21 protein-coding genes are annotated in these 23,322 nt (G+C 72.2%); 8 read left to right on the forward strand and 13 right to left on the reverse strand.

Annotated features, from left to right (window positions below; all coding sequences use genetic code 11):
* Positions 1 to 84: 84 nt before the first annotated feature.
* The 3 genes from SSP24_RS42735 to SSP24_RS05540 form a co-directional block, all read right to left on the reverse strand.
* Positions 85 to 261 (reverse strand): hypothetical protein, encoded by a 177-nt coding sequence (locus tag SSP24_RS42735; RefSeq protein ID WP_167529519.1) that lies wholly within the window; start codon positions 259 to 261, stop codon positions 85 to 87.
* A gap of 92 nt (positions 262 to 353) precedes the next feature.
* Entirely contained in the window at positions 354 to 2,459 is a 2,106-nt protein-coding gene (gene pabB / locus SSP24_RS05535; protein ID WP_141307632.1) for an aminodeoxychorismate synthase component I, read from the reverse strand.
* Positions 2,460 to 2,491: 32 nt separating this feature from the next.
* On the reverse strand, positions 2,492 to 3,202 hold the full coding sequence (locus SSP24_RS05540) for a 50S ribosomal protein L11 methyltransferase (RefSeq protein ID WP_141307633.1): 711 nt from the start codon (positions 3,200 to 3,202) through the stop codon (positions 2,492 to 2,494).
* 193 nt (positions 3,203 to 3,395) lie between these two features.
* On the opposite strand from SSP24_RS05540, the gene SSP24_RS05545 reads away from it, so the two are divergent.
* Positions 3,396 to 5,366 (forward strand): helix-turn-helix domain-containing protein, encoded by a 1,971-nt coding sequence (locus tag SSP24_RS05545; protein ID WP_229864761.1) that lies wholly within the window; start codon positions 3,396 to 3,398, stop codon positions 5,364 to 5,366.
* Here SSP24_RS05545 and SSP24_RS05550 read toward each other — a convergent pair.
* A complete protein-coding gene (locus SSP24_RS05550; protein ID WP_141307634.1) occupies positions 5,342 to 6,487 on the reverse strand; it encodes an IS701 family transposase in 1,146 nt (381 codons plus the stop codon). The two genes, SSP24_RS05545 and SSP24_RS05550, sit on opposite strands and share 25 nt — an antisense overlap.
* A 235-nt stretch (positions 6,488 to 6,722) precedes the next feature.
* On the opposite strand from SSP24_RS05550, the gene soxR reads away from it, so the two are divergent.
* A complete protein-coding gene (gene soxR / locus SSP24_RS05555; RefSeq protein WP_141307635.1) occupies positions 6,723 to 7,178 on the forward strand; it encodes a redox-sensitive transcriptional activator SoxR in 456 nt (151 codons plus the stop codon).
* Between the two features lie 125 nt (positions 7,179 to 7,303).
* Here soxR and SSP24_RS05560 read toward each other — a convergent pair whose 3' ends face one another.
* Positions 7,304 to 8,272 (reverse strand): Gfo/Idh/MocA family protein, encoded by a 969-nt coding sequence (locus tag SSP24_RS05560; protein ID WP_141307636.1) that lies wholly within the window; start codon positions 8,270 to 8,272, stop codon positions 7,304 to 7,306.
* Positions 8,269 to 9,573 carry an NDP-hexose 2,3-dehydratase family protein gene (locus SSP24_RS05565; RefSeq protein ID WP_141307637.1) on the reverse strand — a complete coding sequence of 435 codons (1,305 nt, stop codon included), beginning with the start codon at positions 9,571 to 9,573 and terminating at the stop codon, positions 8,269 to 8,271. Before SSP24_RS05565 ends, SSP24_RS05560 begins: the two co-directional genes overlap by 4 nt.
* 258 nt (positions 9,574 to 9,831) lie before the next feature.
* Here SSP24_RS05565 and SSP24_RS05570 point away from each other — a divergent pair, with 258 nt between their 5' ends.
* The 4 genes from SSP24_RS05570 (at position 9,832) to SSP24_RS05585 (ending at position 13,625) form a co-directional block, all read left to right on the forward strand.
* The gene (locus SSP24_RS05570) at positions 9,832 to 11,304 is read left to right on the forward strand and encodes an MFS transporter (RefSeq protein WP_218037065.1); all 1,473 of its coding nucleotides are present in this window, start codon (positions 9,832 to 9,834) and stop codon (positions 11,302 to 11,304) included.
* Between the two features lie 80 nt (positions 11,305 to 11,384).
* Positions 11,385 to 11,690: an antibiotic biosynthesis monooxygenase family protein gene (locus SSP24_RS05575; protein ID WP_141307638.1), complete on the forward strand. Its 306-nt coding sequence runs from the start codon at positions 11,385 to 11,387 to the stop codon at positions 11,688 to 11,690.
* A 34-nt stretch (positions 11,691 to 11,724) separates the two neighbouring features.
* A complete protein-coding gene (locus SSP24_RS05580; RefSeq protein ID WP_141307639.1) occupies positions 11,725 to 12,624 on the forward strand; it encodes an LLM class flavin-dependent oxidoreductase in 900 nt (299 codons plus the stop codon).
* A 155-nt stretch (positions 12,625 to 12,779) separates the two neighbouring features.
* A complete protein-coding gene (locus SSP24_RS05585; protein ID WP_141307640.1) occupies positions 12,780 to 13,625 on the forward strand; it encodes an AfsR/SARP family transcriptional regulator in 846 nt (281 codons plus the stop codon).
* Between the two features lie 70 nt (positions 13,626 to 13,695).
* On the opposite strand, the gene SSP24_RS05590 is transcribed toward SSP24_RS05585, so the two are convergent.
* Positions 13,696 to 14,826, reverse strand: a complete 1,131-nt coding sequence (locus tag SSP24_RS05590; RefSeq protein ID WP_141307641.1) for a nucleotide disphospho-sugar-binding domain-containing protein — start codon at positions 14,824 to 14,826, stop codon at positions 13,696 to 13,698.
* Between the two features lie 162 nt (positions 14,827 to 14,988).
* Here SSP24_RS05590 and SSP24_RS05595 point away from each other — a divergent pair, with 162 nt between their 5' ends.
* Positions 14,989 to 16,050 carry a glucose-1-phosphate thymidylyltransferase gene (locus SSP24_RS05595; protein ID WP_141307642.1) on the forward strand — a complete coding sequence of 354 codons (1,062 nt, stop codon included), beginning with the start codon at positions 14,989 to 14,991 and terminating at the stop codon, positions 16,048 to 16,050.
* On the forward strand, positions 16,047 to 17,036 hold the full coding sequence (rfbB, locus tag SSP24_RS05600; protein WP_141307643.1) for a dTDP-glucose 4,6-dehydratase: 990 nt from the start codon (positions 16,047 to 16,049) through the stop codon (positions 17,034 to 17,036). Before SSP24_RS05595 ends, rfbB begins: the two co-directional genes overlap by 4 nt.
* A gap of 59 nt (positions 17,037 to 17,095) precedes the next feature.
* Here rfbB and SSP24_RS05605 read toward each other — a convergent pair whose 3' ends face one another.
* The 6 genes from SSP24_RS05605 to SSP24_RS05630 all read right to left on the reverse strand — a co-directional run bounded on the left by SSP24_RS05605 (position 17,096) and on the right by SSP24_RS05630 (position 23,227).
* Complete coding sequence (locus SSP24_RS05605) at positions 17,096 to 18,286, reverse strand: 3-hydroxybenzoate 6-monooxygenase (protein ID WP_141307644.1); 1,191 nt, start codon at positions 18,284 to 18,286, stop codon at positions 17,096 to 17,098.
* On the reverse strand, positions 18,283 to 18,630 hold the full coding sequence (locus SSP24_RS05610) for a hypothetical protein (protein WP_141307645.1): 348 nt from the start codon (positions 18,628 to 18,630) through the stop codon (positions 18,283 to 18,285). The genes SSP24_RS05605 and SSP24_RS05610 overlap by 4 nt, the downstream gene beginning before the upstream one ends.
* On the reverse strand, positions 18,627 to 20,504 hold the full coding sequence (locus SSP24_RS05615) for a chorismate-binding protein (protein WP_141307646.1): 1,878 nt from the start codon (positions 20,502 to 20,504) through the stop codon (positions 18,627 to 18,629). Before SSP24_RS05615 ends, SSP24_RS05610 begins: the two co-directional genes overlap by 4 nt.
* Positions 20,501 to 21,178 carry an isochorismatase family protein gene (locus SSP24_RS05620; protein WP_141307647.1) on the reverse strand — a complete coding sequence of 226 codons (678 nt, stop codon included), beginning with the start codon at positions 21,176 to 21,178 and terminating at the stop codon, positions 20,501 to 20,503. Before SSP24_RS05620 ends, SSP24_RS05615 begins: the two co-directional genes overlap by 4 nt.
* Positions 21,175 to 21,972, reverse strand: a complete 798-nt coding sequence (locus SSP24_RS05625; RefSeq protein WP_229864759.1) for a 2,3-dihydro-2,3-dihydroxybenzoate dehydrogenase — start codon at positions 21,970 to 21,972, stop codon at positions 21,175 to 21,177. The genes SSP24_RS05620 and SSP24_RS05625 overlap by 4 nt, the downstream gene beginning before the upstream one ends.
* Positions 21,973 to 22,054: 82 nt before the next feature.
* Positions 22,055 to 23,227 (reverse strand): 3-deoxy-7-phosphoheptulonate synthase, encoded by a 1,173-nt coding sequence (locus SSP24_RS05630; protein ID WP_141307649.1) that lies wholly within the window; start codon positions 23,225 to 23,227, stop codon positions 22,055 to 22,057.
* Positions 23,228 to 23,322 lie beyond the last annotated feature (95 nt).

The raw sequence follows: 23,322 nt of genomic DNA on the forward strand, positions 1-23,322 counted from the left end.
GCGGCGGCAGGCCCGGTCCGTGGGCACATCCTCGCAGACGTTTTGAACGTGTTCAACCAGGGCGGGGTGGACCTCCTCTGCCCCTCAGCGCCTGCGGCGCCGTGTCGTCCAGCCGCCGCCGATACCCGCGAGGTGCAGGGCCAGCAGCGTGAGCCCGAGCAGCATGACGTTGGTCGAGGTGAAGATCTCGTTGGTCGTGATGTCGGCCGCGTTGATGAGGAAGGCTACGAAGAACAGGACCGCCGCGATGATGGCCAACACGGTGTGCCTCCTCGGGAGGGGGATCGGCGGATGGGTGCCGTGCCTCCCGTATGCCCCCGGCGGACCCCCTCACACGGGCGGTGCGTGCCCGGTCAGCGGACCGGCTCCAGGGTGCGTCCCGGGAATTCCTGCCGGGAGAGCGTGAGCAGCGGGCCGGCTTTGACGGCAGTCTCCTCGAACTCGTCCTCCGGGTCCGACAGGGCGACGATCGCGCCGCCGACCCCGTAGCGCACCTGGCCCGGCGTGACCACGAGCGTGCGGATGACGATGCTCAGGTCGGCCGAGCCGGACAACGAGAAGTAGCCGAGCGCGCCGGAGTAGATGCCGCGCGGTCCGCCTTCGAGGCGGTCGATGATCTCCATGGTGCGCAGTTTCGGGGCGCCCGTCATTGATCCGCCGGGGAAGGCGGCCCGCACGCAGTCCACGACGCCCGCGTCGTCGCGCAGCCGTGCCCGGATGGTGCTGACCAGTTGGTGGACCGTGGCGTAGCTCTCGACTTGGAAGATCTCGTCGGCGGTGACCGAGCCGGTGCGGGCGGTGCGGCCCAGGTCGTTGCGGACCAGATCGACGATCATGAGGTTCTCGGAGCGGTCCTTCTCGCTGCCGCGCAGGTCCGCGACGAGCGCCGAGTCCTCGGCGGCGGTGGCGCCGCGCGGCCGGGTCCCCTTGATGGGCTTGGACTCGGCGACACCGTCGGCGGAGATGCGCAGGAACCGTTCCGGTGAGGTGCTCAGGATGGAGAGGTCGGGTCCGAAGGTGAGCAGGGCGGTGAAGGGGGCGGGGCTGATGCGGCGCAGTTGCCGGTAGGCCCGCCAGGGGTCGAGTTCACCGACCGCGGTGATCATGTTGGTGAGGCACACCTCGTAGGTCTCGCCCGCCCTGATCTCCTCCTGGCAGCGGTCGATGAGCGCGAGGTAGGCCTCGCGGTCGTGCCGGAGCCGAATGCCGGTGAGGGGGTTGTAGAAGGGTTCCAGGAGCGGCGGGGTGTCGGGCGCGAGACGTTCGAGGCGGGCGGCCGTGCTGTCGAGCCAGGCGGCTGCGGGTGCCTCGTCGTCGTTCTCGGCGAGGGCCAGCAGGTGCGTTGTGCCGAGGAGGTGGTCGAGAACGACCGCCCGGTCGGCGAAAATCATCGCCGCGTCGGGGTCGGGCGAGCGGTGGGCCCGGGCGCCACCGCACTCGGCCTTGAGTTCGTAACCCAGCGCGCCCACCCAGCCGAGTGCGAAGTCGCAGGGCAGCGGCGGGACTTCGGTGTCCAGCGAGCGCAGGTCGGCGTCGAGCCAGTCGAAGAAGGCGCTGCTTTCGGTCCGCGTGCCGGTGGCGGAGGAGACCGTGACGGTGCCCTGCCACACGTCGGCGACGGCGACCCGGGCCAGCGGCCCGGCGGCGTCGCCCATGATCGTGAACCGGCCATTCGCGCCGTCCCTGCGGCTGCTGTCGAGCCAGAACGCATGGCTGCTCGCGCGGTACAGGTGCCCGAAGACGGTCTCGCTGTCCCAGCGGGTCGGCAACTGGCGGGCGAGGACCTTGAGGCGGCGGCGCTGCGGGGCGGGGCGCCCCGGCCGGGGCCGGTGCCGGGCCGGGCGGGCGGCGGCCAGGCGGACCGGTCGGCCGTGCCGGGCCCGGTGCTCGCGGGTCAGCCGGGCGAAGTTGGCGAGTATCTCGTGCCCGTACTCGGTCGATATGGACTCGGGGTGGAACTGCACGCCCCACAACGGGCGCTGACGGTGGCGCAGCCCCATGAGGACGCCGTCCGGTGTGCGGGCGGTGGCCTCCAGTTCCGCGGGCAGGTCGGTGGCGGCGAGCGAGTGGTAGCGCACCGCCTGGAACCCGTCGGGCAGCCCGGCGAACAGGTCGGTGCCGTCATGCAGGACGGGTGAGAGCCTGCCGTGCCGCGGCTCGGTGGCGCGGCCCACGGTGGCGCCGTGCCACAGGGCCAGTGCCTGGTGGCCGAGACAGACACCGAGCGTGGGCAGCGTGCCGTGCTCGACGATCTCCCGGCAGATGCCGACGTCGCGGGCGCGTGCGGGGGTGCCGGGGCCGGGCGAGAGGATCACGCTGTCGTGGGCGTCGAGCAGTCCGGGGTGCCAGGTGGGGTCGTCGTTACGGATCACGGTCGGTTCCACACCCGTCACCTCGGCGACGTAATGGGCGAGATTGAAGGTGAACGAGTCGTAGTTGTCGACGATGAGCGTGCGCACATCTGCTCCGGTGGTCAGTGGGCCGCGGCCGGTCAGGAGGCAGCGGTGATCAGTTCCAGCAGCATGTACTCGACGTTCTCCGTGTCCTCCCGCACCGTGGCCGAGGCGACCGTGCGCAGCTCCCTGCCGTCGTCGGCGACGCTCCGGCGCAGCAGAGCGAGGTCGCCGCGGCTGGAGAAGTGCAGCAACACCCGGCCGCCTTCGGTGAGGTGGTCCGGGGCCTGTCGCAGGTAGCGCAGGTGTGCCTCGTATCCCGGGTCCACGTAGGCCTGCTCGTGGACGTCGCGGTGGTGGTAGTCGGACGGTGCCAGGACGAAGTTGGAGTGCCAGTACACGGTGTCGAAGCGCGCTGTCGCGGGGATGCCCGCGAACAGGTCGCTGCGCAGGGCCCGCACCCGCCCGGCGACGCCGTGGCGTGCGGCGTTCAGCTCGGTGTTGCGGACCGCGTGCGGATTGATGTCGGTGGCGACGACCCGGTCGCAGCCGGCCAGGGCCGCCGACACGGCGATGACGCCGGTGCCGCAGCCGATCTCCAGGAAGGAGCCGGCGGGCGTGCGGCCGGTCCCGGTGAGGCCGAGGAGTTCCATGGCCACCCCGGTCGACGGGGAGAACGGCGGGGCGAACACGTCGTCGAGCAGGTCCCATGCACGGCCGTGCAGCGTGAAGACCTCGGGCCGATCATGCCTGGTACGTGAGGCCCTGCTGCGGGCGAGCGAGCGCTCGTAACTGCGGACGCTCTCCATCGGTCCCCTCCCCCTGGGTTCGCGGGCGCGTATCACCGCCTCCCGCTGTCGCACACCGCGATCAGTTGCACATGCCATTCTGTGCAAGGTAATGAGCATGCAAAAGGTGATCACATGACACTGTCGGGGCAGCTCTACAGTGCTCGGACCACCACCCGACGTCACCCCCACACCTTCCAGGAGAACAAATCCCATGTCAGCAGCTACGCCCCGGCAGCTCCCCACGGTGATGGACGTCCTGGCGACGCTGGCCGAACACGGGGCCGCGCAGCGGCTGGACGAGTTGCTCGCGGACGCCAGGACGCTCGGTGCGACGCCGCGGCAGATACAGGAACTGGAGCAGGCGACGCTGCTCGGCACGTCGGTGCTGGACCGGTTCGCGCTGGCACAGGAGAGGGAGACGACGCTGGTCTCGCTCGTCGACACCTGTCGTGACCTGGCCGAGGCGATGGCCGAAGGCGTGCAGGCCACCTTGCGCACCGCGACCCAGCGGGCGCGTCGATTACTCCGCGCCGATCTGGCGTATCTGGGGCTGCACGAGCAGGCCGACGGACCGCTCACGGTCGTGGCGTCGGAGGGCGACGCGACGGCGTTCAACATAGGGCTGAGGATCACCGGCCCCGCCGGGCTCGGGCGTGCGGCGTTGGACAAGGGCGCGCCGTTCTCGACGCCTGACTACCTCGCGGACCGTTCCATCGATCACTCGGAGGAGATCGACCGGGTGGTGCGCGCGGAAGGTGTCCGGGCGGTGGTGGCGGTGCCGCTCCAGGGGCCCGGCGGGGTGTCGGGCGCACTGTACGGGGCGCATCGTGAGGTGCGCCGGTTCACCGCTCAGGAGATCAGTTCCCTGTCCACGCTGGCCACGCTGGCGGCGACCACGTTGGGCACGGCGCGGCTCATGGAGTCGCTCGGCGCGCAGAAGGCGGAGCTGGAGCGGGACGGTGCGCAGGCGTGGTCCATCGTGGGCGCCCATCGCCGGATGGAGGCGGCGTACGACCATCTGCTGACCCTCGTGCACGACGGCAGCCCGCTGGACGCGATCACGGAGGTGGCGGCGACCGCGCTGGGCGGGGCGCTCGCGGTGCGGGAGCTGGGCGGAGAACTGCTGGCCGCGCACGGCCGGTTGCCCGAGTACGAGGACGAGATCCTCACCCAGCGCAGCCTGGACGCGATGGCGGCAGGCGAGCCGGTGCCGCTGGACGACGGGGCGTGGGTGGCGCCGGTCACCGGCGGCGGCGACCCGCTGGGCACGGTGCTGTTCCTGCCGGACACACCGTTCATCGGGCAGCGGGGGCCGCGACCGCTGCGGGTGGCGGTCCGGGCGATCGCCCTGTCCCTGCAGCGCGACCGGAACCGGGCGCTGGCCGAGGGGCGCACCCGTGACGACCTGTTCGAGGCGCTGCTGGCGCCGGACTCCATGGGCCTTGCATGGTGGCAGCTGGAGGAGCAGGCGGCGCGGCTCGGGATCGCTGCGGGCACGCCGTACGTCGTGGTCGTGGCCCGCCCGGAGGGCGGTTCGCTGCGGCGGGCGACCGCCTGGGCGGCGTCGTACGCGCATCGCAAGAGCGGTCTGAAGAGCGTGCGGGACGAGTGTCTGTCGCTGCTGCTGCCCGGCGACGACGCGGCGGCCGCCGCGCGGGCCGCGCACAAGGAGCTGTCGCCGCTGCTGGATGTGCCGGTGACGGTGGGGGCGGCGGGGCCCCGCACGGGCCTGCCCGAGGTGGCGCGGCTGCACGACGACGCCCAGCGCTGCCTGACGGCGCTGACCGAGCTCGGCAACCAGGGTGGGGTGGCCACTCCGGAGGAACTCGGTTTCCTGGGTGTGCTGTTGGCGGACGTGCTGAGCGTGCCGTCGTACGTGGAGTCGGTGCTCGGGCCGGTGCTGGCCCACGACGAGCAGCGGTACACGGAGTTCGCCCGGACGCTGGAGGTGTACTTCGCCTCGCGGTCGAGTCCCAGGCGGGCGGCCCGGGTGCTGCACATCCACCCGAACACGGTCGCCCGTCGCCTCGACCGGATCACCGAACTCCTGGGCGACGACTGGCAGTCACCCGAGCGGGCCCTGGAGATCCAGCTGGCGCTCAGGCTGCACCGGACCCGCGGCACCCTGCTCGGCCGGCTGCCGCGCACGGCCCGGGGTCAGGCGGACAGCGGCAGTTCGTAGGCGGTGTCCGCGAGGGACGCGACGGACCCGACCGCCGACATCGCGTGGGCCACGGAGGCGAGAGTCATGTGACGGTGCCAGCCCGGGAAGGAGCGGCCCTCGAAGTCGCGCAGTCCAACGCGGTCGCCGAGCGGCTCGCCCTCGGCGCGCACCCGGGCCGCGTACTTCGTCAGGCGCAGCAGCGCTCCCGTGGAGGCGCCGCGCACCCCGGTCAGCCACAGCGCCGTGGGCGGGCGGTGCGCATCGCTCCACTCGCCCAGCAGCAGGAGTCGGTGCCGGTGGGCGAGGCGGCCGGCGCGGACGGGGACGGCGGCCACCAGGGAGGTGCGGCGGGCCTGTCTGCGGCCGGGGTCCGGCCACTCCACCGGGCGGCGCAGCCCGCGCAGCGCCTGCAGGATCTGCCCGGCGGGCAGTTGCCCGGCACCGGCGCCGGGCAGCGCCGGGTCGGCGACGGCGAACGGGGTCCGTGCGGTGACGCGGGCGAGGAACGGCACACCGGCGCGGACGAAGGCGTCGGCCACGGCTGCGGGCCGGGCCGTCACGTGGTCCAGCACCACGGGGCGGGCGGTGGTGCGGCCGGCGAGGGCGAGGGCGACGGCGCACTCGTCGGGGTCCTCCGGTACGGCGGACGCGGGGATCTCGGCCCGGATGCGCCGCCGGGCGTCGTTCAGCCAGCTGCCGGGCAGATGCAGCCGCCAGTCGACGGGGGCGGTCAGCCGCTCGCCGGCGCACCACAGGCCGAACGCCAACTGGCCGTGGATGGACTGGCCGAGGCCGGGCACGTAGAGCCGGTCCACGCCGACGGAGTGGGTGCCCGCCTTGGGGATCGGCAGGGCCCGCACCGTCCACACGTGCTGTGGGGCGCGTTCGGTGAGGGCGTGGGCCAGGGCCGTGCGCACGGGGGTCCAGTCCCAGGTGGAGCTGGTGATGAAGTGGTGCAGGCTCTGTTCCGTCGCGCCGTCGCCCGCGCCGTGCAGCGACGCGGAGATGTTGCGCACCGATTTGCGGCCCTCGGTGGCGAGCAGTCCGGTGAGGTAGAGCTCCGCCTTGGTGCGCTGGTCGCGGCGGCGCAGGGACGCGAAGAGCCTGGTGGACAGTCCCGGTTCGGCGGATTCGATCACGACGCTCCTTCTCCGCTTGCGGTCGAGGCGCGGTCACCTCGACCTGCCTGTCTCCACCGTCGGCGCACGGGGCGCCCGGCGGGAGGGACGCCGGACACACACTTGTGCGCCGATCTCGTTGTCCCGGTCACCGAGGAGCGCCCGTGACGTGCGCGAACGTCCGATGTGCCGGAGACCTGACACAGTCCGTGGATGTCGATCGGGTGGTCCGGCCCCGGGCTCCTAACGTGGGGGGATGGACCGAGTACCGTCGCGTCCCCCGGCCGGGGAACTCACCATGGGGGAACTGTCGGCGCGCAGCGGCGTGCGTCCCTCGGCGCTGCGTTTCTACGAGAGCGAGGGGCTGATCCACAGCCGGCGCACCAGCGGGAACCAACGGCGCTATCGCCGGGACACGCTGCGCCGGGTCGCCGTCATCCGCACCGCGCAGGCGGTCGGGCTGTCACTGGCCGCGATCCGGGAGGCGTTCGCCGAGCTGCCGCAGGGCCGTACGCCCACTCGGAAGGACTGGGCGCGGCTCGCCGAGTCGTGGCAGCCCGAGCTGGACGCGCGCATCCGCCGACTGCGCGCGCTGCGGCGGCGGTTGACGGAGTGCATCGGCTGCGGCTGCCTGTCCCTGGAGCACTGCGCGCTGTCGAATCCGGAGGACGTACTCAGCCGCCAGGGGCCGGGGGCCCGGCGGCTGGCGTAAAGGTCGGGTGACGTGCCGGGGCCCGGCGCCTGACGTGACGGTCGGGTGACGTGCCGGGCGCCCCGGCGGCTGACGTGAAGGTCGGGTGGCGTGTCGGTCGGCTGACGTGACGGTCGGTGCGGGGGCTAGACAGCGGCGGTGCGGATCTCGTCGGTGAGGCGGGCCAGGTCCACGGAGCGGGCCGCCGCCTCGTGGCACGTCGCCGGGGCGCGGACGGCCGCCGCGAACGCGGCGACGGCGGCCGCGCACTGGTCGGCCGCCGCCAGCTCGACGCCGCGGGTCCGGCCGTCCCGCTCCACCGTCACCTCGGGGCGGTGGTCCGCGGGCGGGGTGAACGCGCGGTTCACCGTGACGCGGCCCCGGGTGCCCCACAGCTCGTAGCGGGAGGTGTAGGCGTGGTCCATGCCGAAGGACAGCTGGGCGCAGACGCCGTCCGCGCGGCGCAGCAGCACCGAGCCCTCCACGTCGACGCCGGTGCTGCCGTACCGGAGGGCGGCGCCGACGACGTGCAGGCCGGTGCCGAGGAAGTACTGCGCGGCCTTGAGGGGGTAGACGCCGACGTCGAGCAGGGCGCCACCGCCCAGGTCGGGGCGGTGGCGGATGTCGTCCGCGGGGCGTGGCGGAATGGCGAACGCGGCGGACATCTGCCGCAGTTCGCCGATCTCGTCGTCGATCAGTGCGCGCACCCGGGCGTGCTGTGGATGGTGTACGAACAGGAAGTTCTCGACGAGGGCGAGCCCACGCTCCTCGGCTCGGCGCACCGCCTCCCGGGTGAGGTCGCCACGGGTGGTGAGGGGCTTCTCCGCCAGGACGTGGCGGCCCGCGTCCAGGGCGCGCAGCACCCACTCCGCGTGCAGCGCGTTGGGCAGCGGCACATACACGGCGTCCAGGTCCGGTACGGCGAGCAGCTGCTCGTAGCCGTCGACGGGGATGCCGCCGAAGCGTGCGGCGACCTCCCGGGCCGTGGCCGGCCGGCGGCTGGCCACGGCGGCCAGTTCGATGTCCGGGCTGTCGGCGACCGCGGGCAGCATGCGGCGCAGCGCGAACTCGGCGCAGCCCATGACGCCCAGGCGCAGGGGGCGTTGGGCCGTCATGCGATGAATCCCATGCACGTCAGCAGGTTGCGGACCTCCACGTTGAGCAGTCCGCCGTAGTGGTTGACCTGGGCGAGCTGGCCCGGGGTCGCCCAGTGGAAGCCGTCGGGCACGTCGACGCGGAAGTCGTCGGGGACCTCGACGGCCCGGTAGCGGTTGCGGGCGTGGTAGAAGCGGCCGCCCTCCTCGGAGTGCACCACGTCGAACAGGATGCGCCGGGGCGGGGCGGACAGGACGGTGTCGAGGTAGCGGGGGCGCAGGCCGGTGGCGAGGTGCGCGTAGTTGCCGGGGCTGCACTGCACGGTCGGTGCGATCTCGACGCCGTCCGGAGTGCCGGCCTCGGCCCTGGCCTGGACGAGGACATGCGGGACGCCGTCGATGCGGCGCACGACGAAGGCGATGACGCCCTCGCCGCAGGGTGCGAGCATCGGCTGGGACCAGCTGGCCACCTCCCGGTTCTGGGCCTGTACGTCGACGCCGATGACGCGGAAGTAGCGGTCGTGCTCGTGGCGCAGTTCCTCGTCGGTCATCCGCCAGCCCTCGGTCTTGGCGAGCGGGACGGCTCGGCGCACGGTGCGGTCCATGGTCTTGTGGTGGGTCAGCCAGTTGAGCAGCTCCGGCAGGGGGTGCGCGGGGGTGCCGCGGAAGCGGTCCCCGGCGGGCAGCAGCGCGTCCGGCAGATGCGACAGCACGGTGCGGGTGTCCATGTTGACCAGGTCGTGCACCTTCAGTAGGTGGCCGATCTGGTCGAGGGAGAGCCAGCAGAAGTCGTCGAGGACGGGGATGTCGTCGTCGATCCGGATGATGACGTTGCGGTTGCGCTTGGCCAGGAACCACGAGCCCTGTTCGCTCTGCAACGCGTCGGCCAGCGGTCGGCCGCGCCCGCGCGCGATGAACAGCTCCAGGTAGGGCACCGCGCGGCCGCGGTGGACCCGGGTGTAGTTGCTCCGGGTGGCCTGCACGGTCGGGGACAGCTGGAGGGTGTTGACGTTGCCCGGCTCCATCTTGGCCTGCAGCAGGCAGTGCGGTACGCCGTCGAACTCCTTGACCAGGATGCCGAGGACGCCGTGCTCGGGCTGGTTGATGATCGGCTGCTGCCAGTGACCGACCTCGCGCTGGGAGCCGGTGACGTCCAGGCCGTGGACGGCGAAGAAGCGGCCGCTGCTGTGGTGGAGGTCGCCGGTGACCGGGTCCGCGGCCCAGCCGTCGAGCCGGTTCAGCGGCGCGGGGGTCACCCGGTACTCGTTCGCTTCGTGACGTTGCGCAAGCCACTGGTGGAAATCCGCCAGGTCCGTGAACACCGTCGCACACTCCTTGGGGGGCTTCGTGGACCGGCCCGCGGTGGGTGGCGCGGACCGTCCGCTCCAGCCTCGCCCACCGTTCTAGAGACTTCCTGGGAGGGATCTGGGCCCGCTCCCGACCTGACGAAGTGCCAGCGCCGCACTGGACCTCAACCGAACTTCACCTTCTACGTTCGTCGCTGTCCGAGTCACATCCGGGAAGGAAGAGCGATGAGCACAGCCGGCACCAAGTCATCTCCACCACGGTCGAGTCCGGCCATGACGCTCGTCGTCGTACTGCTCGGCGTCCTGGTCGTGCCGATGTCCATCTCCGGCGCGGCCGTCGCGCTGCCCGACATCGGCAAGGACCTGGACACCTCGGGGGCCCCCCTGATGTGGGTGGTCAACGTCTACAACCTGCTGTTCGCGGCGATCACCCTGGTCGCGGGCTCGCTGTCCGACCTGTTCGGGCGGCGCCGGATCTTCGTCCTGGGCGGTGGCCTGTTCGCCGTGGGCTCGCTGATCAGCGCGCTCGCCCCGCACATCGTGGTGCTGGACCTGGCCCGGGCCGTCGCGGGCATCGGCGCCGCGGGCGTCCTGGCCAGCTCGGGGGCGATCCTGGCGACCACGTTCGACGGCGCGGCCCGCACCCGCGCGTTCGCGGCGATGGGCACCGTCGTCGGTATCGGCATCGCGTTCGGGCCGACGCTGTCCGGCTGGCTCGTGGGCAGCCTCGGCTGGCGCGCGAGCTTCCTGTTCTACGTCGTGGTGCTGGTGTTCGTGCTGTTGGGCACGGTCAGGGTCGCCGAGTCGCGGGCCGGTGAGCGGCCGCGCGTCGACGTCCCCGGCGTGGTCACGTTCGTACTCGGTCTGGCGCTGGCGATGATCGGCCTGGTGCAGGGTCCGGAGAGCGGCTGGGGCGATCCGCTCATCGTCGGGAGCCTGGTCCTCGGTGTCGCGTTGCTGATCGTGTTCGCGGTGGTGGAGCGGCGCAGCGACCACCCGGTGCTCGATCTGACGCTGATCAAGAACCGGCGTTACACCGCCTGGTGTGTCGGCACCCTCATCACGTCGATCGGTTTTGTCGGCACGCTGACGTTCCTGCCCACGTACTTCCAGGGCGCGAGCGACGCGTCGGCGACGAGTGCCGGTGTGACCATGCTGCTGATGACGGTGCCGGTGCTGATCGCTCCGCAGGTCGGCGGCTGGCTGATCACCCGCGGTTTCCCGCCGCGCGTCCTGATGGGGCTCGCGCTGCTGCTCATCGCGGCGGGCAGCGCATGGCTGACCGTCCTGGAACCCGGGATCGGCGCGGGCCGGCTCGCGGGACCGCTCATCGTGATCGGCGTCGGCATGGGCATCTCGTTCGGCATCACCGACGGCCAGGCCATGAGCCAGGTGGAGCCGGAGCGGGCAGGCATGGCGGCCGGCTTCCTCAACACCATCCGCGGCGGCGCCGAGGCACTCGTCCTGGCCATCTTCGGATCGCTCCTGGTCAGCCTGATCCAGAGCCGGGTCGGATCGGCGCACCTGGCCAAGGAAATCTCCGCGGGCAATCTGCCCGACGGCCCCGAACACGCCGTCCTCGCCGACCACTTCACCAGCGCCTGGCACATCGCCCTGTGGTGGGTGGCGGGTGTCTGCGCCATCGGTGCGGTCCTCGTGGTGGCCATGCTCTCCGGCTCCGCCGCGCCGCGGCCCGCGGCCGCGCGGCCCGAGCGGACGCCGGAGTCCGAGAACCAGCACGTCTGAGACCGGCGGGCGGTGCCGCCGACCTCCCCCGCCGTCGGCACCGTCCGCCCCCTTTCACCCACCGCCTTTTTGGAGCCCGCATGTACGTGATTGCCAACAGGATCACCGTGACCGGTTCGACCGAGCTGTACGAGGAGATCTACGCCGAGGGCGGCGCCTTCATGGAGCGGCAGCCGGGGCTGATCCGGCATCAACTCGTGCGGTCGCTGCACGAGCCCGACGTGTACTTCAGCCTCGCGCTGTGGGCGGACCAGGAGTCCTTCGAACGGTGCGCGCAGCAGCACGAGTTCAAGGAGATCTTCGGCCGCACCAAGGGGCTCGTCGACATCGACCATCACCGCTGTGCCGTCGTCAGCGCCGGGGAGCCCGCCCCGGCCGCGCGGTGACCGCCGCCTCCCCCACACCTTCCAAGGAGACCTGATGGTCAAGACAGGCATCTCGTACTCGTCCCTCGGCTCGCCCGACGGCACGCTGCCCGCGCCGCAGGAGGTGGCCCGCCACGCGGAGCAGTCCGGCCTGGACTCGCTGTGGGCCAGCGACCATCTGGCCACCGGGGCCCCGTTCCTGGAGAGCACGGTGGCGCTGGCCGCCGCCGCGGGCAGCACCACCCGGCTCGAAGTCGGCTTCGGTGTCCTGCAGTTGGCGCTGCGTCGGCTGTCCTGGGCGGCCAAGCAGATCGGTTCGCTGCACGCGCTCGCGCCGGGCCGGCTGCACCTGGGCGTGGGTCTGGGCGGCGTACCGGCCGATGAGTGGCAGGCGGCCGGGGTGCCCGTCGCGGAGCGGGCCCGGCGCACCGACGCGGCGCTGCGTGCGCTGCCCTCGCTGCTGACCGGGCGGACGACCGAGCTGCCCGACCTGCCGGGCGCCTCGGTGACCCTGGCGCCGGCCGTGCCGGTGCCGCCGGTGTGGATCGGCGGTGGCTCACCGGCCGCGCTGCGCCGGGCCGCCACGCTCGGGGACGGCTGGCTGCCGGCGGCGATCACGCCGGAGGGGGTGGCCGAGGGTCTGGCCACCTTGGCGGAGTTGAGCGGCGCGGCCGGGCGGCCGGTGCCGCGCGTCACGGTCACGGTGTTCGCCGCGCTCGACGGGCATCTGGGCGGGCTGTCGCAGGACGCCCTGGTGGACGTACTGCACGGCCAGTTCGGCTTCCCGCGTGAACTCGCCGACGCGGTCGCGGTGTCCGGACCGCCCGAGCTGATCGCCGAGCGCATCGCGGCGTACGCTGCGGCGGGCGCCGAGCATGTGGTCGTCTGCCCCATCGGCGGGGCCTGGGAACTCCAGATCGAACTGCTCGGCAAAGCAAGGGGATTGATCGCCTGAACGCGGGGCCGGGAACACCGGCAACGAATTTCGGACACCGGCGCCCGGCCACCTGACACAATATCCCTGGTTCCGTTGCATCCCGAAGGATCCTGCCAGAAGGTGGGGACCTCACGCGGCAGGATCCGAACTGCCCTTATCGTTCAGGGGAAGCAATGGAATTCCGAGTCCTGGGGCCGATCTCCGCCATGGACGATGGGATCGAGTATCTTCCGACGGCACCGAAACAGCGGCATCTGCTCGCGCTTTTACTGCTGCACGCGAATCTTCCGGTGTCCACCGAAATATGCAGCCAGGAACTGTGGGAGAACGATCCCCCGCCGAGCGCTTTACCGACGCTCCAGACGTACATCCTGCAAATTCGCCGCTCCCTCGCCCGCTCGCCCTCGGTGCGTTCGCTGAAGTCCGCCCGGCAGAAGCTGGTCACGGGCTCGCGCAGCTACCGCATCGTCACCGAACCCGAGGCGCTCGATCTGACCCGCTTCAACCGCCTGCTGCAGGAGGGCCGGGTGGCGCAGCGCAACGGGGACGACCGGGCCGTGTCCCGGACCTTCCGCGCGGCGCTGTCGCTGTGGCGGGGTGAGGCCCTGGCCGATGTGACGCCGGGGCCTCATCTGCGCGAGCGGGTGAACAGCCTGGCCGAGACCCGGCTCGGCATGATGGAACAGTGCTTCGAGGCCGAGCTGCGGCTCGGTCTGCACCATCACCTGCTGAGCGAGCTGGGCGCGCTGTCGGCCCGGCATCCGCTGAACGAGAACCTCACCGCCCAGTACATGCTGGCCCTGTACCGCTCCAGCCGGCAGGTGGAGGCCCTGGAGGCGTTCCACCGGCTGCGGAGGATCCTCGACGAGGAACTCGGCATCGAACCGTGCCTGCGCGTCCGGCTGCTGCACGAGGCCATCCTCACCGGCGATCCGCGGCTCGACACCGATCTGGTGGAGGGGCTCACGCCGGGCCGGGAGCGGACGGTGGCGGTCCCCGTGTCCCGTCCGTCGGGGTGACACTGGCACGGACACGAGGGTGGGGCGGCACCGGTCTCCCGGTGCCGCCCCACCCTTGCGTCCGTCGCGCTCAGCCGACGAGATCCTCCAGGGCGCCGACCACCTGCGCGGGCAGCGGCATACCGGCGATCTCCGCGGCCAGCGCCTGCGAGCGCTCCCGGTAGGAGGAGTCACCGAGGATCTTCTCGCAGGCGGCGACCACGGCGTCCTGCGAGTCCTCGCCGTCCGGCACCATCAGCGCGGCCCCGAAGTCGACGAGCCGGCGCGAAGGCGGCACCAGCTTCGGCATGTTGGGGATGAGCAGCTGCGGCACGCCCGCATTCATCGCCGACAGGGCGGTGCCGCCGCCCGCGTGGTGCACGACGAGGTCGCAGGTGGGCGCGACGACGTCGAGCGGCATCCAACCGGCCCGCACATGGCGCAGCCCCTCGGTCAGCTCGTCGGCGACATCGTCGGGCACGGCGACGAGCAGTTCGGTGCCCAGCGCGCCCACCTTGCGGGCGAGTTCGCGCACGTAGTCGAAGTACTGATGCCGGCTGACCCGGCTGCCCGCGGTCACCAGGATGCGGCGGCGCTCGCCGGGGACGTACATCCACGGCTCCAGAGCGCGCTGTCCGTTGCCGGGTATGTAGCGCATGGGCTGCGCGTCGAACGCGTCGGCGGGGCGCAGGCTGGGCGGGCAGATGTCGACGTAGAGGTCGTGCTCCGGCAGCCGGTCCAGGCCCAGTTCGGCGAGCTCGGGCCCCATGACGCTCGCCGCGGCGCCGTCCACCTCGGGCGGCTCGCCGGTGTCCCAGGCCTGCCGCACGTACGGGATGCCGAGGTGCCTGGCGGCCAGCGGTGCCGCGAAGCAGAGCATGCCGCCGACCACGAGGTCGGCCTTCCAGGCGCGGCCGAGCTCGGTCAGCGCCGGGAGGCTGTCGGCGGCCATGCGGCCGAAGCCGCGGCCGATGAAGTGGATGTGCTCCTGCGGGTCCTCGGGCCACTGAAGGCTTTCGCCGGTGCGGCTCGTCGTCATGAAGTCGCGGATCGAGCGCCCGGTGACGGGGACGCCGGGCAGTCCGGCGCCGGCGGCGACCGGCATCATCTCCTCGGTGGACGCCAGGAACACCTGATGTCCCGCGTTCCGTGCGGCCGTGGCGAGCGGCGCCAGGCCGAAAATCGTCGCCGGGCTTCCCCCGGCCAGAAAGAGAATGCGCATGACGGTCACCCTAGGAATCCGGTCTAGGGAATTCTCAGAGGATCTCTGGAGACCGCTCACCGGTATCCCCTGGCGGGACGCTAAGTCTTCTCAAGGGCACCGCAAGACCGTTGCGGCATTGTCATTCCCACCGCTGCCCCACCTATTGAGTGAGAGGTCGCAATGAAAGCACTCGTACTGTCGGGCGGAATGGGAACCCGGCTCCGTCCCCTTACCCACTCGATGGCCAAGCAGTTGGTCCCGGTGGCGAACAAACCGGTCCTGGTGCATTGCCTGGAGAACATCCGCGCCATCGGCGTGCGCGAGGTCGGCATCATCGTCGGGGACCACGCGGACGAGATCGCCGCCGCGATCGGCGACGGTTCCCGGCTCGGCCTGCGGATCACCTACATACGGCAGCAGGCGCCGCTGGGACTGGCGCACTGCGTGGCCATCGCGGAGGACTTCCTCGGCGACGACGACTTCGTCATGTACCTCGGCGACAATGTGCTGGTCGAGGGCATAGGCGACGCCGCCGAGTCGTTCGCGGCGCGCCGCCCGGCGGCCCAGATCATGGTCACCAAGGTCCTCGACCCGCGGCAGTACGGAGTGGCCGAGGTCGGCGCGGACCGGGTGGTGCGGGCCCTGGTGGAGAAGCCACGGCATCCGCGCAGCGATCTCGCCGTGATCGGCGTGTACTTCTTCACCCCCGCCATCCACGACGCGGTACGGGCCGTCCCGCCCAGCGCGCGCGGCGAGCTGGAGATCACGGACGCCATCCAGCACCTGGTCACCGGGGGCCGCACGGTCACCGCCGTCGAGTACTCCGGGTACTGGCAGGACACCGGGAAGATCGACGGTCTCCTGGAGTGCAACCGGGTGCTGCTGAACCGGGTCGAGGCCGAGGTGCGCGGCCGTGTCGACGAGGAGAGCGTGCTGGACGGCGCCGTGATCGTGGAGCCCGGCGCCACCGTCGTACGCTCCCGGCTCACCGGCCCGCTCGTCGTCGGCGCCGACACGGTCGTGCAGGACAGCCGGGTCGGCCCGCACACGTCGCTCGGCGCCGGTTGCACCGTGCACGGCGCCGACATCGAGGACTCCATCCTGCTGGACGGCGCGGTGCTGGACGGGGTCCGACCGGTGCGCGCCTCGCTGATCGGTCGTGGCGCGAAGGTCACCTCGCCTCCCGGCACCCGGGCGCACCAGCTGGTGGTGGGCGACGACTGCCGGGCGGTGGTCGCATGACTCACCGCGTCCTGGTCACCGGCGGCGCCGGATTCATCGGCTCGCACTTCGTGCGCTGCCTGTTGGAGGGCCGTTACGAGGGCTACGAGAACACCGAGGTCACCGTCCTCGACCTGCTCACGTACGCCGGCAACACCGCCAATCTGCCGCTGGACCACCCGCGTCTCACCCTGGTCAAGGGCGACATCTGCGACGAGGAGCTGGTGCGGACGCTGATGCCCGGTCATCGGCAGGTCGTGCATTTCGCGGCCGAGTCGCACGTGGACCGCTCCCTGCTGGGTCCGCGGGCCTTCGTACGGACCAATGTGCTGGGCACCCAGACGCTCCTGGAGGCGGCGCTGCACTGCGGTGTGGAGACGTTCGTGCACATCTCCACCGACGAGGTCTACGGCTCCATCGAGACGGGCACCTGGGACGAGACGCAGCCCCTGCTGCCCAACTCCCCCTACGCGGCGTCCAAGGCGTCCTCGGACCTGCTCGCCCGCGCCTACTGGCGCACGCACGGGCTGGACGTGCGCATCAGCCGTTGCTCCAACAACTACGGGCCGCGCCAGCACCCCGAGAAGCTGATCCCACTGTTCACCACCAATCTGCTCAGCGGACTGACCGTGCCGCTGTACGGGACGGGTCGGCAGTCCCGGGAGTGGCTGCACGTCGACGACCACTGCCGGGCCGTGCATCTGGTGCTGACCCGTGGCCGGGCCGGTGAGATCTACAACGTCGGAGGCGGCACCGGCCTGACGAACCGTGAGATCACCGAGCGGCTCCTCCAGCTGTGCGGCGCGGACGCCTCCCGTATCCGGCTGGTGGCGGACCGCAAGGGTCACGATCTGCGGTACGCGATCGACGACACGAAGATCCGCGAGGAGCTCGGGTACCGGCCGCTGAAGTCGTTCGACACGGGGCTGCGCGAGACGGTGGAGTGGTACCGCACCCACGAGGCCTGGTGGCGCCCGCTGAAGGAGACCCCGGCCGCCCCGGTGTGACGCCGGGAATGCAGAAGGCCTCCCTGGCGACGCCGGGGAGGCCTTCGTGCGGTCGGGGTTCAGCCGACGCCGGGGGCGAGGAACGTCCGCTCCCCGTGCAGCCAGTGCACGGCGTCGTACATGTCGGTCGTCGACAACGTCGCGAGCATCGCGTTGCGTTCGGTGGCGGCCCGGCCCTGCGGGTGGTAGAGCCGCTCCCCCATCCGACGGGCCACCAGTTGCGCCTTCGCCGTCCGCTCGCGGCGCGCCGCGGCGTACTTCTCCAGGCGCTGCGGTACGTCGTCGGGGCCGGCCCCGTCGAGGAGTCCGCCCAGGACCACGGCGTCCTCCAGCGCCTGGCAGGCGCCCTGGGCGGCGTACTGGAGCATGGGGTGGGCGGCGTCGCCGAGCAGGGCCACCCGTGCTTCCGTCCAGGTGCCGACGGGGTCGCGGTCGCACAGCACCCATGTGCGCCAGTCCCGGCCGAGCTCCAGCAGCCGGCGGGGATACGAGCCGAGGCCGGGGAACTCGCCGAGGACCCGCTCCCTGGGCACGGGCACCCCGGCCACTGCCTGCCGTGCGCCGTCGTCCCGGGTGACCGCCAGGTTGAGGAACTCGCCGGAGGCTATGGGGTAGTGGACGAGGTGCCACTTCGGCCCGGCCCACAGGGTTACGGCGTTCCAGCGCAGCTCCTGAGGCACGGAGTCCATGGGCACCAGGGACCGGTAGATGGTGTGCCCCGAGACGCGCGGCTCCCCGTCGCCGAGGAGTTGGGCGCGCACGGTGGAGCGGATGCCGTCGGCGCCGATCAGGGCGTGACCGCGCACCCGCTCCCCGTCGGCGAGGACGGCGGTGACGTCCACCGCGCCCTGCTCGTAGCGCGTCAGACCGCTGTCGACACGCAACTCCACCCCGGCGTCCCGGCAGGCGTCCAGGAGCGGGCGGTGCAGATCGGCACGGTGCACGACGGCGTACGGATGGCCGAACCGGGTCCGGTACGCGCCGGTCAGCGGCATCGCGGCGAGCGTCTCGTCCGAGGTGCCGTCCATCAGGCGCAGCGTCTCGATACGGACGCAGCGGTCACGGACCGCGTCGCCGACGCCGAGCCGGTCCAGGGCGTGGAAAGCGTTCGGAGCGAGCTGGATGCCGGCGCCCAGCTCGCTCATGACGTCGCGGCGTTCGAGCACGGTTACCCGGCATCCGGCGCGCGCCGCGGCCAGGGCGGCGGCGAGTCCTCCGATGCCACCGCCCACGATGACGAGGTCCATCACGCGGCCGGGCTCCTCTCCGCGTAGGCGAGGCCGAGCCCCGCGAGGTCCGGTGTGCCGTGCCGTCCCTCGGTGACCGCCTCCACGTCGAAGACGTGCACCTCCGTGGGCGGGTAGCCGATGATCTCGGCGGCGCGCTGCGGCAGCCGCTGGCCCGCGGCCTCGGCGGACTCCCACAGGAACACCGCGCCCCAGCGGGCGGTCGGCTCGTCGGACATCCACACCTTCAGCCGCAAACCCTGGACTTGGGCGAACCGGGCGACGGCCTCGTCCCGCAGGAACGCCCGCAGCGATGCCGCGTCGCGTCCGGACTGCGCGAGATCCCACCAGGCAATGACGGCCTTCACGACCTGAGTACCTCCTTGATCAGCGAGCCCACGATGCGCGGGCCGTTCTGGGTGAGCAGTGACTCGGGGTGGAACTGCAGGGACGCGAAACCCGGTCCGCGCAGCGCGTGCACCTCACCGCTGTCCGGGTCCCGGCAGATCTCGACCACGCCGACGCCGTCGACGTGCTTCTTGTCGTCGGTGCCGTGCGCGGCAAAGGTGTTGTAGAAGCCGACCCGGACGCTCTCGCCGAACAGGTCGATGCGCCGCTGCTCGCCCTGGCTAGGCCGCAGCCTGCGCCGCAGCCGAAGTCCGAGCAGCGAGGCCAGCACCTGGTGGCTGAGGCAGACCCCGAGGAACGGCAGCCTGCGGTCGAGGAGTTCGTGCACCGCCGCCCGCAGATGCGCGATCTTCGGATCTGCGACGTCCGTGGGATCGCCCGGACCGGGCCCCATGACGACCAGATCGTGCCCGTCGAGGACGTACGGCTCGTCGTAGCGCCGCACGGTGACGGTCATGCCGAGCGCGCGGAGCTGGTGGGCGAGCATGGCGGTGAAGGTGTCCTCCGCGTCGATCACCAGGGCGGTGCGCCCGCCGAATCCGGGCGGGGCGTCGTCGTCGCTGCCCGAGGCCAGCCAGAAACCGGCGATGGTGGCGTTGCGGCGGGCGAGTTCGGCGCGCACTTCGGGGTGGTCGGCGAGCCTGCCGCCGCGCCCGGCGAGCGCGTCGATCAGCCCGGCGGCCTTGGCCCGGGTCTCGGCGACCTCGGCGGCCGGATCGGAGTGGCGTACGAGGGTGGCGCCGACGCCGATCTCGACGCGGCCGTCCGCGGCCACGTCCGCGGTGCGGATGAGGATGGCGGAGTCGAGGGCCGGGCCGCCCTGGCCGTCGCGGCCGATGAGCGCGGCGAGCCCCGCGTAGTAGCCGCGGCCTGCGGGTTCGTAGCGGGCGATGACGCGGGCGGCGTTCTCCACGGGGCTGCCGGTGACGGTGGGGGCGAACAGGGTCTCGTGCAGGATGTCGGGGATCTCGCGGGTGCAGCGGCCCTCGATGAAGTACTCGGTGTGGGCGAGCCGTGCCATCTCCTTCAGCCGCGGCCCCACGACCCGGCCGCCGTCCTCGCAGATGCGGCCCATCATCTTGAGTTCCTCGTCGACGACCATGTACAGCTCGTCGGTCTCCTTGGTGTCGCGCAGGAACGCCATCACCTCGTCGAGCACCGGACCGGTGGGCGGGTAGCGGTAGGTGCCGCTGATCGGGTTCATCACGGCGCGCCCGGCGTCCAGGCTGATGTGCCGCTCCGGGGAGGCCCCGACGAGGGTGCGGTCCCCGGTGTGCACCAGGAACGTCCAGTAGGCGCCGGTCTCCTGGCCGAGCAGCCGGCGGAAGAAGCGCAGGGCGGTGTGCGTGTCGTGATCGTCGACGTGGGCGACGAAGGAGCGCTTGACGACGAAGTTGGCGCCCTGGCCGGTGCCGATCTCGTCGTCGACGATCCGCCGTACCGTCGCGGCGTAGCTGTCGTCGTCCGGTTCGAAGCGGCCACCGCTCAGGGTGGCGGGGGCCGCAGGCACCCGGGCCAGCACGTCGGCGAGCGCCACGCGGGTCTGCTCGCGCACCACGAGCGCGATGAGCGGAGCACCGTCGTCGGGCGCCTCGTAGCCGCGTTCGGCGAGCTGCCGGTACGGCACTAGCGCGAGGGCCTCGTGGCGCGGTTCGTCAGCGCCCGGGTCGCCGGTGAGGCCGGTGAAGGCCGACAGTTCGGCGAGCCGGTCCAGGCGCACTGTGTCACCGGCCAGCAGCTCCACGATGCCGGGCCCGGTGGCCTCGGGCCGGTACAGCAGCGCGTACGCGCCGACGGCGCCGTCGAGGACCCGGCCGAGCAGGTCGTCGGTCATCGCCGCTCCCCCTGTCCGTGCGCCGCGCGCAGTTCGGCGTCGCACTGCTCGGCGCTGGTGACGACGGCGCAGCGCCGGGCCGCGTACCGCAGGGCCATGTGGTGCTCGGCGGCACTGAAGTCGGCGACCGCGTCGGCCACCAGGAACGGCTGGATGTCGTGCGAGAACGCCTCGCACGCCGTGACCAGGACGCCGACGTGCGCGTACACCCCGCAGATGACGAGCTGGTCGCGCTGCTGCAGCCGCATCCAGCTCAGCAGCCGGGAGTTGACGAACGCGCTGTAGCGCCACTTGGTGAAGGTGTGGTCCGAGCGGCCGGGCGCAAGCTCGTCGACGACCTCGCGGTCCTGCGCCGAGGGGGTCATGCCCGGTCCCCAGAAGTCCTCCAGGAGGCCCCGTTGACGCGGTGTCATTCCGCCGGGCTGGGCGGTGTAGGCGACGGGCATGCCGGTGTCGGCCGCGGCGCGCCGCACCAGCGCGGCGTTGGCGATCAGCGGGGTGCGTACGGTCTCCGGAAAGGGCCGCAGGAAGTAGCGCTGCATGTCGTGCACGAGGAGTACGGCGCGGCGCGGATCGGGCGTCCAGCGGGCGGTGTTGGCGGGCAGTTCGCCGGGTCCGGGCAGCGGATACGCCTCGATGGCGGGGATGCCGGGGGCGGGCAGTGCGCGGGTCATGCGGACACCCCCAGCGTGGCGCCGCCGTCGACGACGAGGGACTGCAGGGTGATGTGCCGGGCCCGGTCGGAGAGCAGGTAGACGGCGGCTTCGGCGATGTCCACGGGGTCGGCGATCCGGCCGAGCGGTATGCCGACCCGGTACTGGTCGGGGGCGCCTTCCAGGGTGCCGGTGCGCCCGGACGCATCGCGCCACAGGGAGCTGAGCATGGGGGTCTCGGTGGAGCCGGGCGCGACGACGTTGCAGCGGATGCCGTGCTGGGCCACTTCGAGGCCGAGGCACTTGGTGTACATCGTCGCGGCCGCCTTCGACGCGGCGTACGCCGCCATGTCGGTGCGGGGTGTGCCGGCGGCGTTGGACGCGATGGTGACGACGGCTCCCGTGCGCCGGGTGTCGAGCATGCGGCGCACCACGGCGCGGGAGACGAGGAAGACACCGGTCGCGTTGACGGCGAAGGTGCGGGCCCAGTCCTCGTGACTGAGGGCGTGGGCGGGGCCGGGCCTGAGGACACCGGCCGCGTTCACCAGGCTGCCGACGGGGCCGAGGCTGCGTTCGACGTCGTCGAGCAGGGCCTCGACCTCGTGTTCGTCGCTGACGTCCGCGGTGAACGCGTGCACGTCGAGCCCGTCGGCGCGGGCCTTCTCCGCCAGGGCGTCGGGGCGGGCCGCGGCCCGGTCCACGGCGGCGACGGTGACGCCGTGCTCGCCGAGGGCCCGGACGATCGCACCGCCGATGCCGCCGGCCGCGCCGGTGACCAGGGCCGTGCCCCGAGGCAGGTCCGTGTTCGGATTCAACTCGCCTCCAGTGACTGACGTGTCGTTGGGGTGCCGTACGTGTCGTTGGGGGTGCCGCACGTGTCGTTGGGTTGCCATGCGGTCAGCCGCGCCAGGCCGCGGCCACCGTCATGGCCTGGGCGGGGTTGAGCCGCGGGTCGCAGAAGCTCGTGTACTTGCCCGCGTCCCGCTCGTCGGGCGCCTCGCGCGACAGGCACTCGGCGACGTCGTCGGGCGTGGTCTCCAGGTGCAGTCCGGCCGCGGTGCCACCGGCTTCCGCGACCGCCTCGTAGAAGGCCTCCACCTCGTGGACGACCGTCTCGACGAAACGGGTCTTCAGACCGTCCGGGCCGCTGACGGTGTTGCCGTGCATCGGGTCGCACAGCCACAGGACGGGGTGCCCGGCCTGCCGGACGGCGCGCACCAGGCGGGGCAGCCGGGTGCTCACGGCGGCGGCGCCCATGCGGGCGATGAGGGTGAGCCGGCCGGGATCCCGGTGCGGGTCGAGCCGGTCGCACAGGGCGAGCAGTTCCTCCGGGGTGATGCCGGGGCCGACCTTGCAGGCGACCGGGTTGACGACGGCGGCGTGCAGGGCGACGTGCGCGCCGTCCGCCTGGCGGGTGCGCTCGCCGATCCAGGGCCAGTGGGTGGACGCCAGGTAGGGGGATCCGTTGCCGTCCTCGCGCAGTTGGGGCAGTTCGTAGTCGAGGACGAGCGCCTCGTGGCTGGTCCACACCGTGGCGTCCACGTCCTGGCCCGGCGTGGCCTGGTGCCAGCCGAGATGGCGCAGCACGCTGCTCGCCGCGTCGTAGCCGGTGAGCAGCCGGCGCGGGTCGGGGCGGCGCAGCAGCAGGTCGGGCTCGGGGCTGTTGACGAGGTGACCGCGGTAGACGGCGAGGGTGCGTCCGGCGACGGTCTCGGTCGGCCGTGAGCGGGGCTTGGCGAACTGGCCGGCGATCCGGCCGACGCGCAGCACGGGTTTGTGGGACAGCGACTTGAGGGTTCCGGCGAGCAGGTCGAGCAGGGCCGCCTTGCGCGCGACATAGCCGCGGGTGCACTCCTCGGGGTCCTCCGCGCAGTCTCCGGCCTGGATGACCTGGACGGCTCCGGAGGCGGCCCGTGCCAGCAGGGAACGCAGCCGGTGGACATCCCGCGCCCGCACCAGCGCGGGCCGGGCCGCCAGATCGTCCCGTACCTGGTGCAGAGCCCGGTCGTCCTCCCATTCCGGCTGCTGGGCGGCGGGCAGCCGGCTCAGGAGCGCGAGATAGTGCTCCACTGAAACCTCCTTCTGGACGGGTGCCGTGAATTCTCCGGGGCCCGAAATAGCCCCGGAAAGGAATGACTCGGTACTCCGTCAAGTCCCCCGCACGG

The sequence above is a fragment of the Streptomyces spinoverrucosus genome, assembly GCF_006539505.1.
Taxonomy (GTDB): domain Bacteria; phylum Actinomycetota; class Actinomycetes; order Streptomycetales; family Streptomycetaceae; genus Streptomyces; species Streptomyces spinoverrucosus.

Coding starts and splice junctions, on each gene's coding strand:
- SSP24_RS05540 (WP_141307633.1), bottom strand. CDS start 3,202: ATGGAGAGCGTCCGCAGTTACGAGCGCTCGCTCGCCCGCAGCAGGGCC.
- SSP24_RS05545 (WP_229864761.1), top strand. CDS start 3,396: ATGTCAGCAGCTACGCCCCGGCAGCTCCCCACGGTGATGGACGTCCTG.
- soxR (WP_141307635.1), top strand. CDS start 6,723: ATGGACCGAGTACCGTCGCGTCCCCCGGCCGGGGAACTCACCATGGGG.
- SSP24_RS05560 (WP_141307636.1), bottom strand. CDS start 8,272: ATGACGGCCCAACGCCCCCTGCGCCTGGGCGTCATGGGCTGCGCCGAG.
- SSP24_RS05570 (WP_218037065.1), top strand. CDS start 9,832: ATGACGCTCGTCGTCGTACTGCTCGGCGTCCTGGTCGTGCCGATGTCC.
- SSP24_RS05575 (WP_141307638.1), top strand. CDS start 11,385: ATGTACGTGATTGCCAACAGGATCACCGTGACCGGTTCGACCGAGCTG.
- SSP24_RS05580 (WP_141307639.1), top strand. CDS start 11,725: ATGGTCAAGACAGGCATCTCGTACTCGTCCCTCGGCTCGCCCGACGGC.
- SSP24_RS05585 (WP_141307640.1), top strand. CDS start 12,780: ATGGAATTCCGAGTCCTGGGGCCGATCTCCGCCATGGACGATGGGATC.
- SSP24_RS05590 (WP_141307641.1), bottom strand. CDS start 14,826: ATGCGCATTCTCTTTCTGGCCGGGGGAAGCCCGGCGACGATTTTCGGC.
- SSP24_RS05595 (WP_141307642.1), top strand. CDS start 14,989: ATGAAAGCACTCGTACTGTCGGGCGGAATGGGAACCCGGCTCCGTCCC.
- rfbB (WP_141307643.1), top strand. CDS start 16,047: ATGACTCACCGCGTCCTGGTCACCGGCGGCGCCGGATTCATCGGCTCG.
- SSP24_RS05615 (WP_141307646.1), bottom strand. CDS start 20,504: ATGACCGACGACCTGCTCGGCCGGGTCCTCGACGGCGCCGTCGGCGCG.
- SSP24_RS05620 (WP_141307647.1), bottom strand. CDS start 21,178: ATGACCCGCGCACTGCCCGCCCCCGGCATCCCCGCCATCGAGGCGTAT.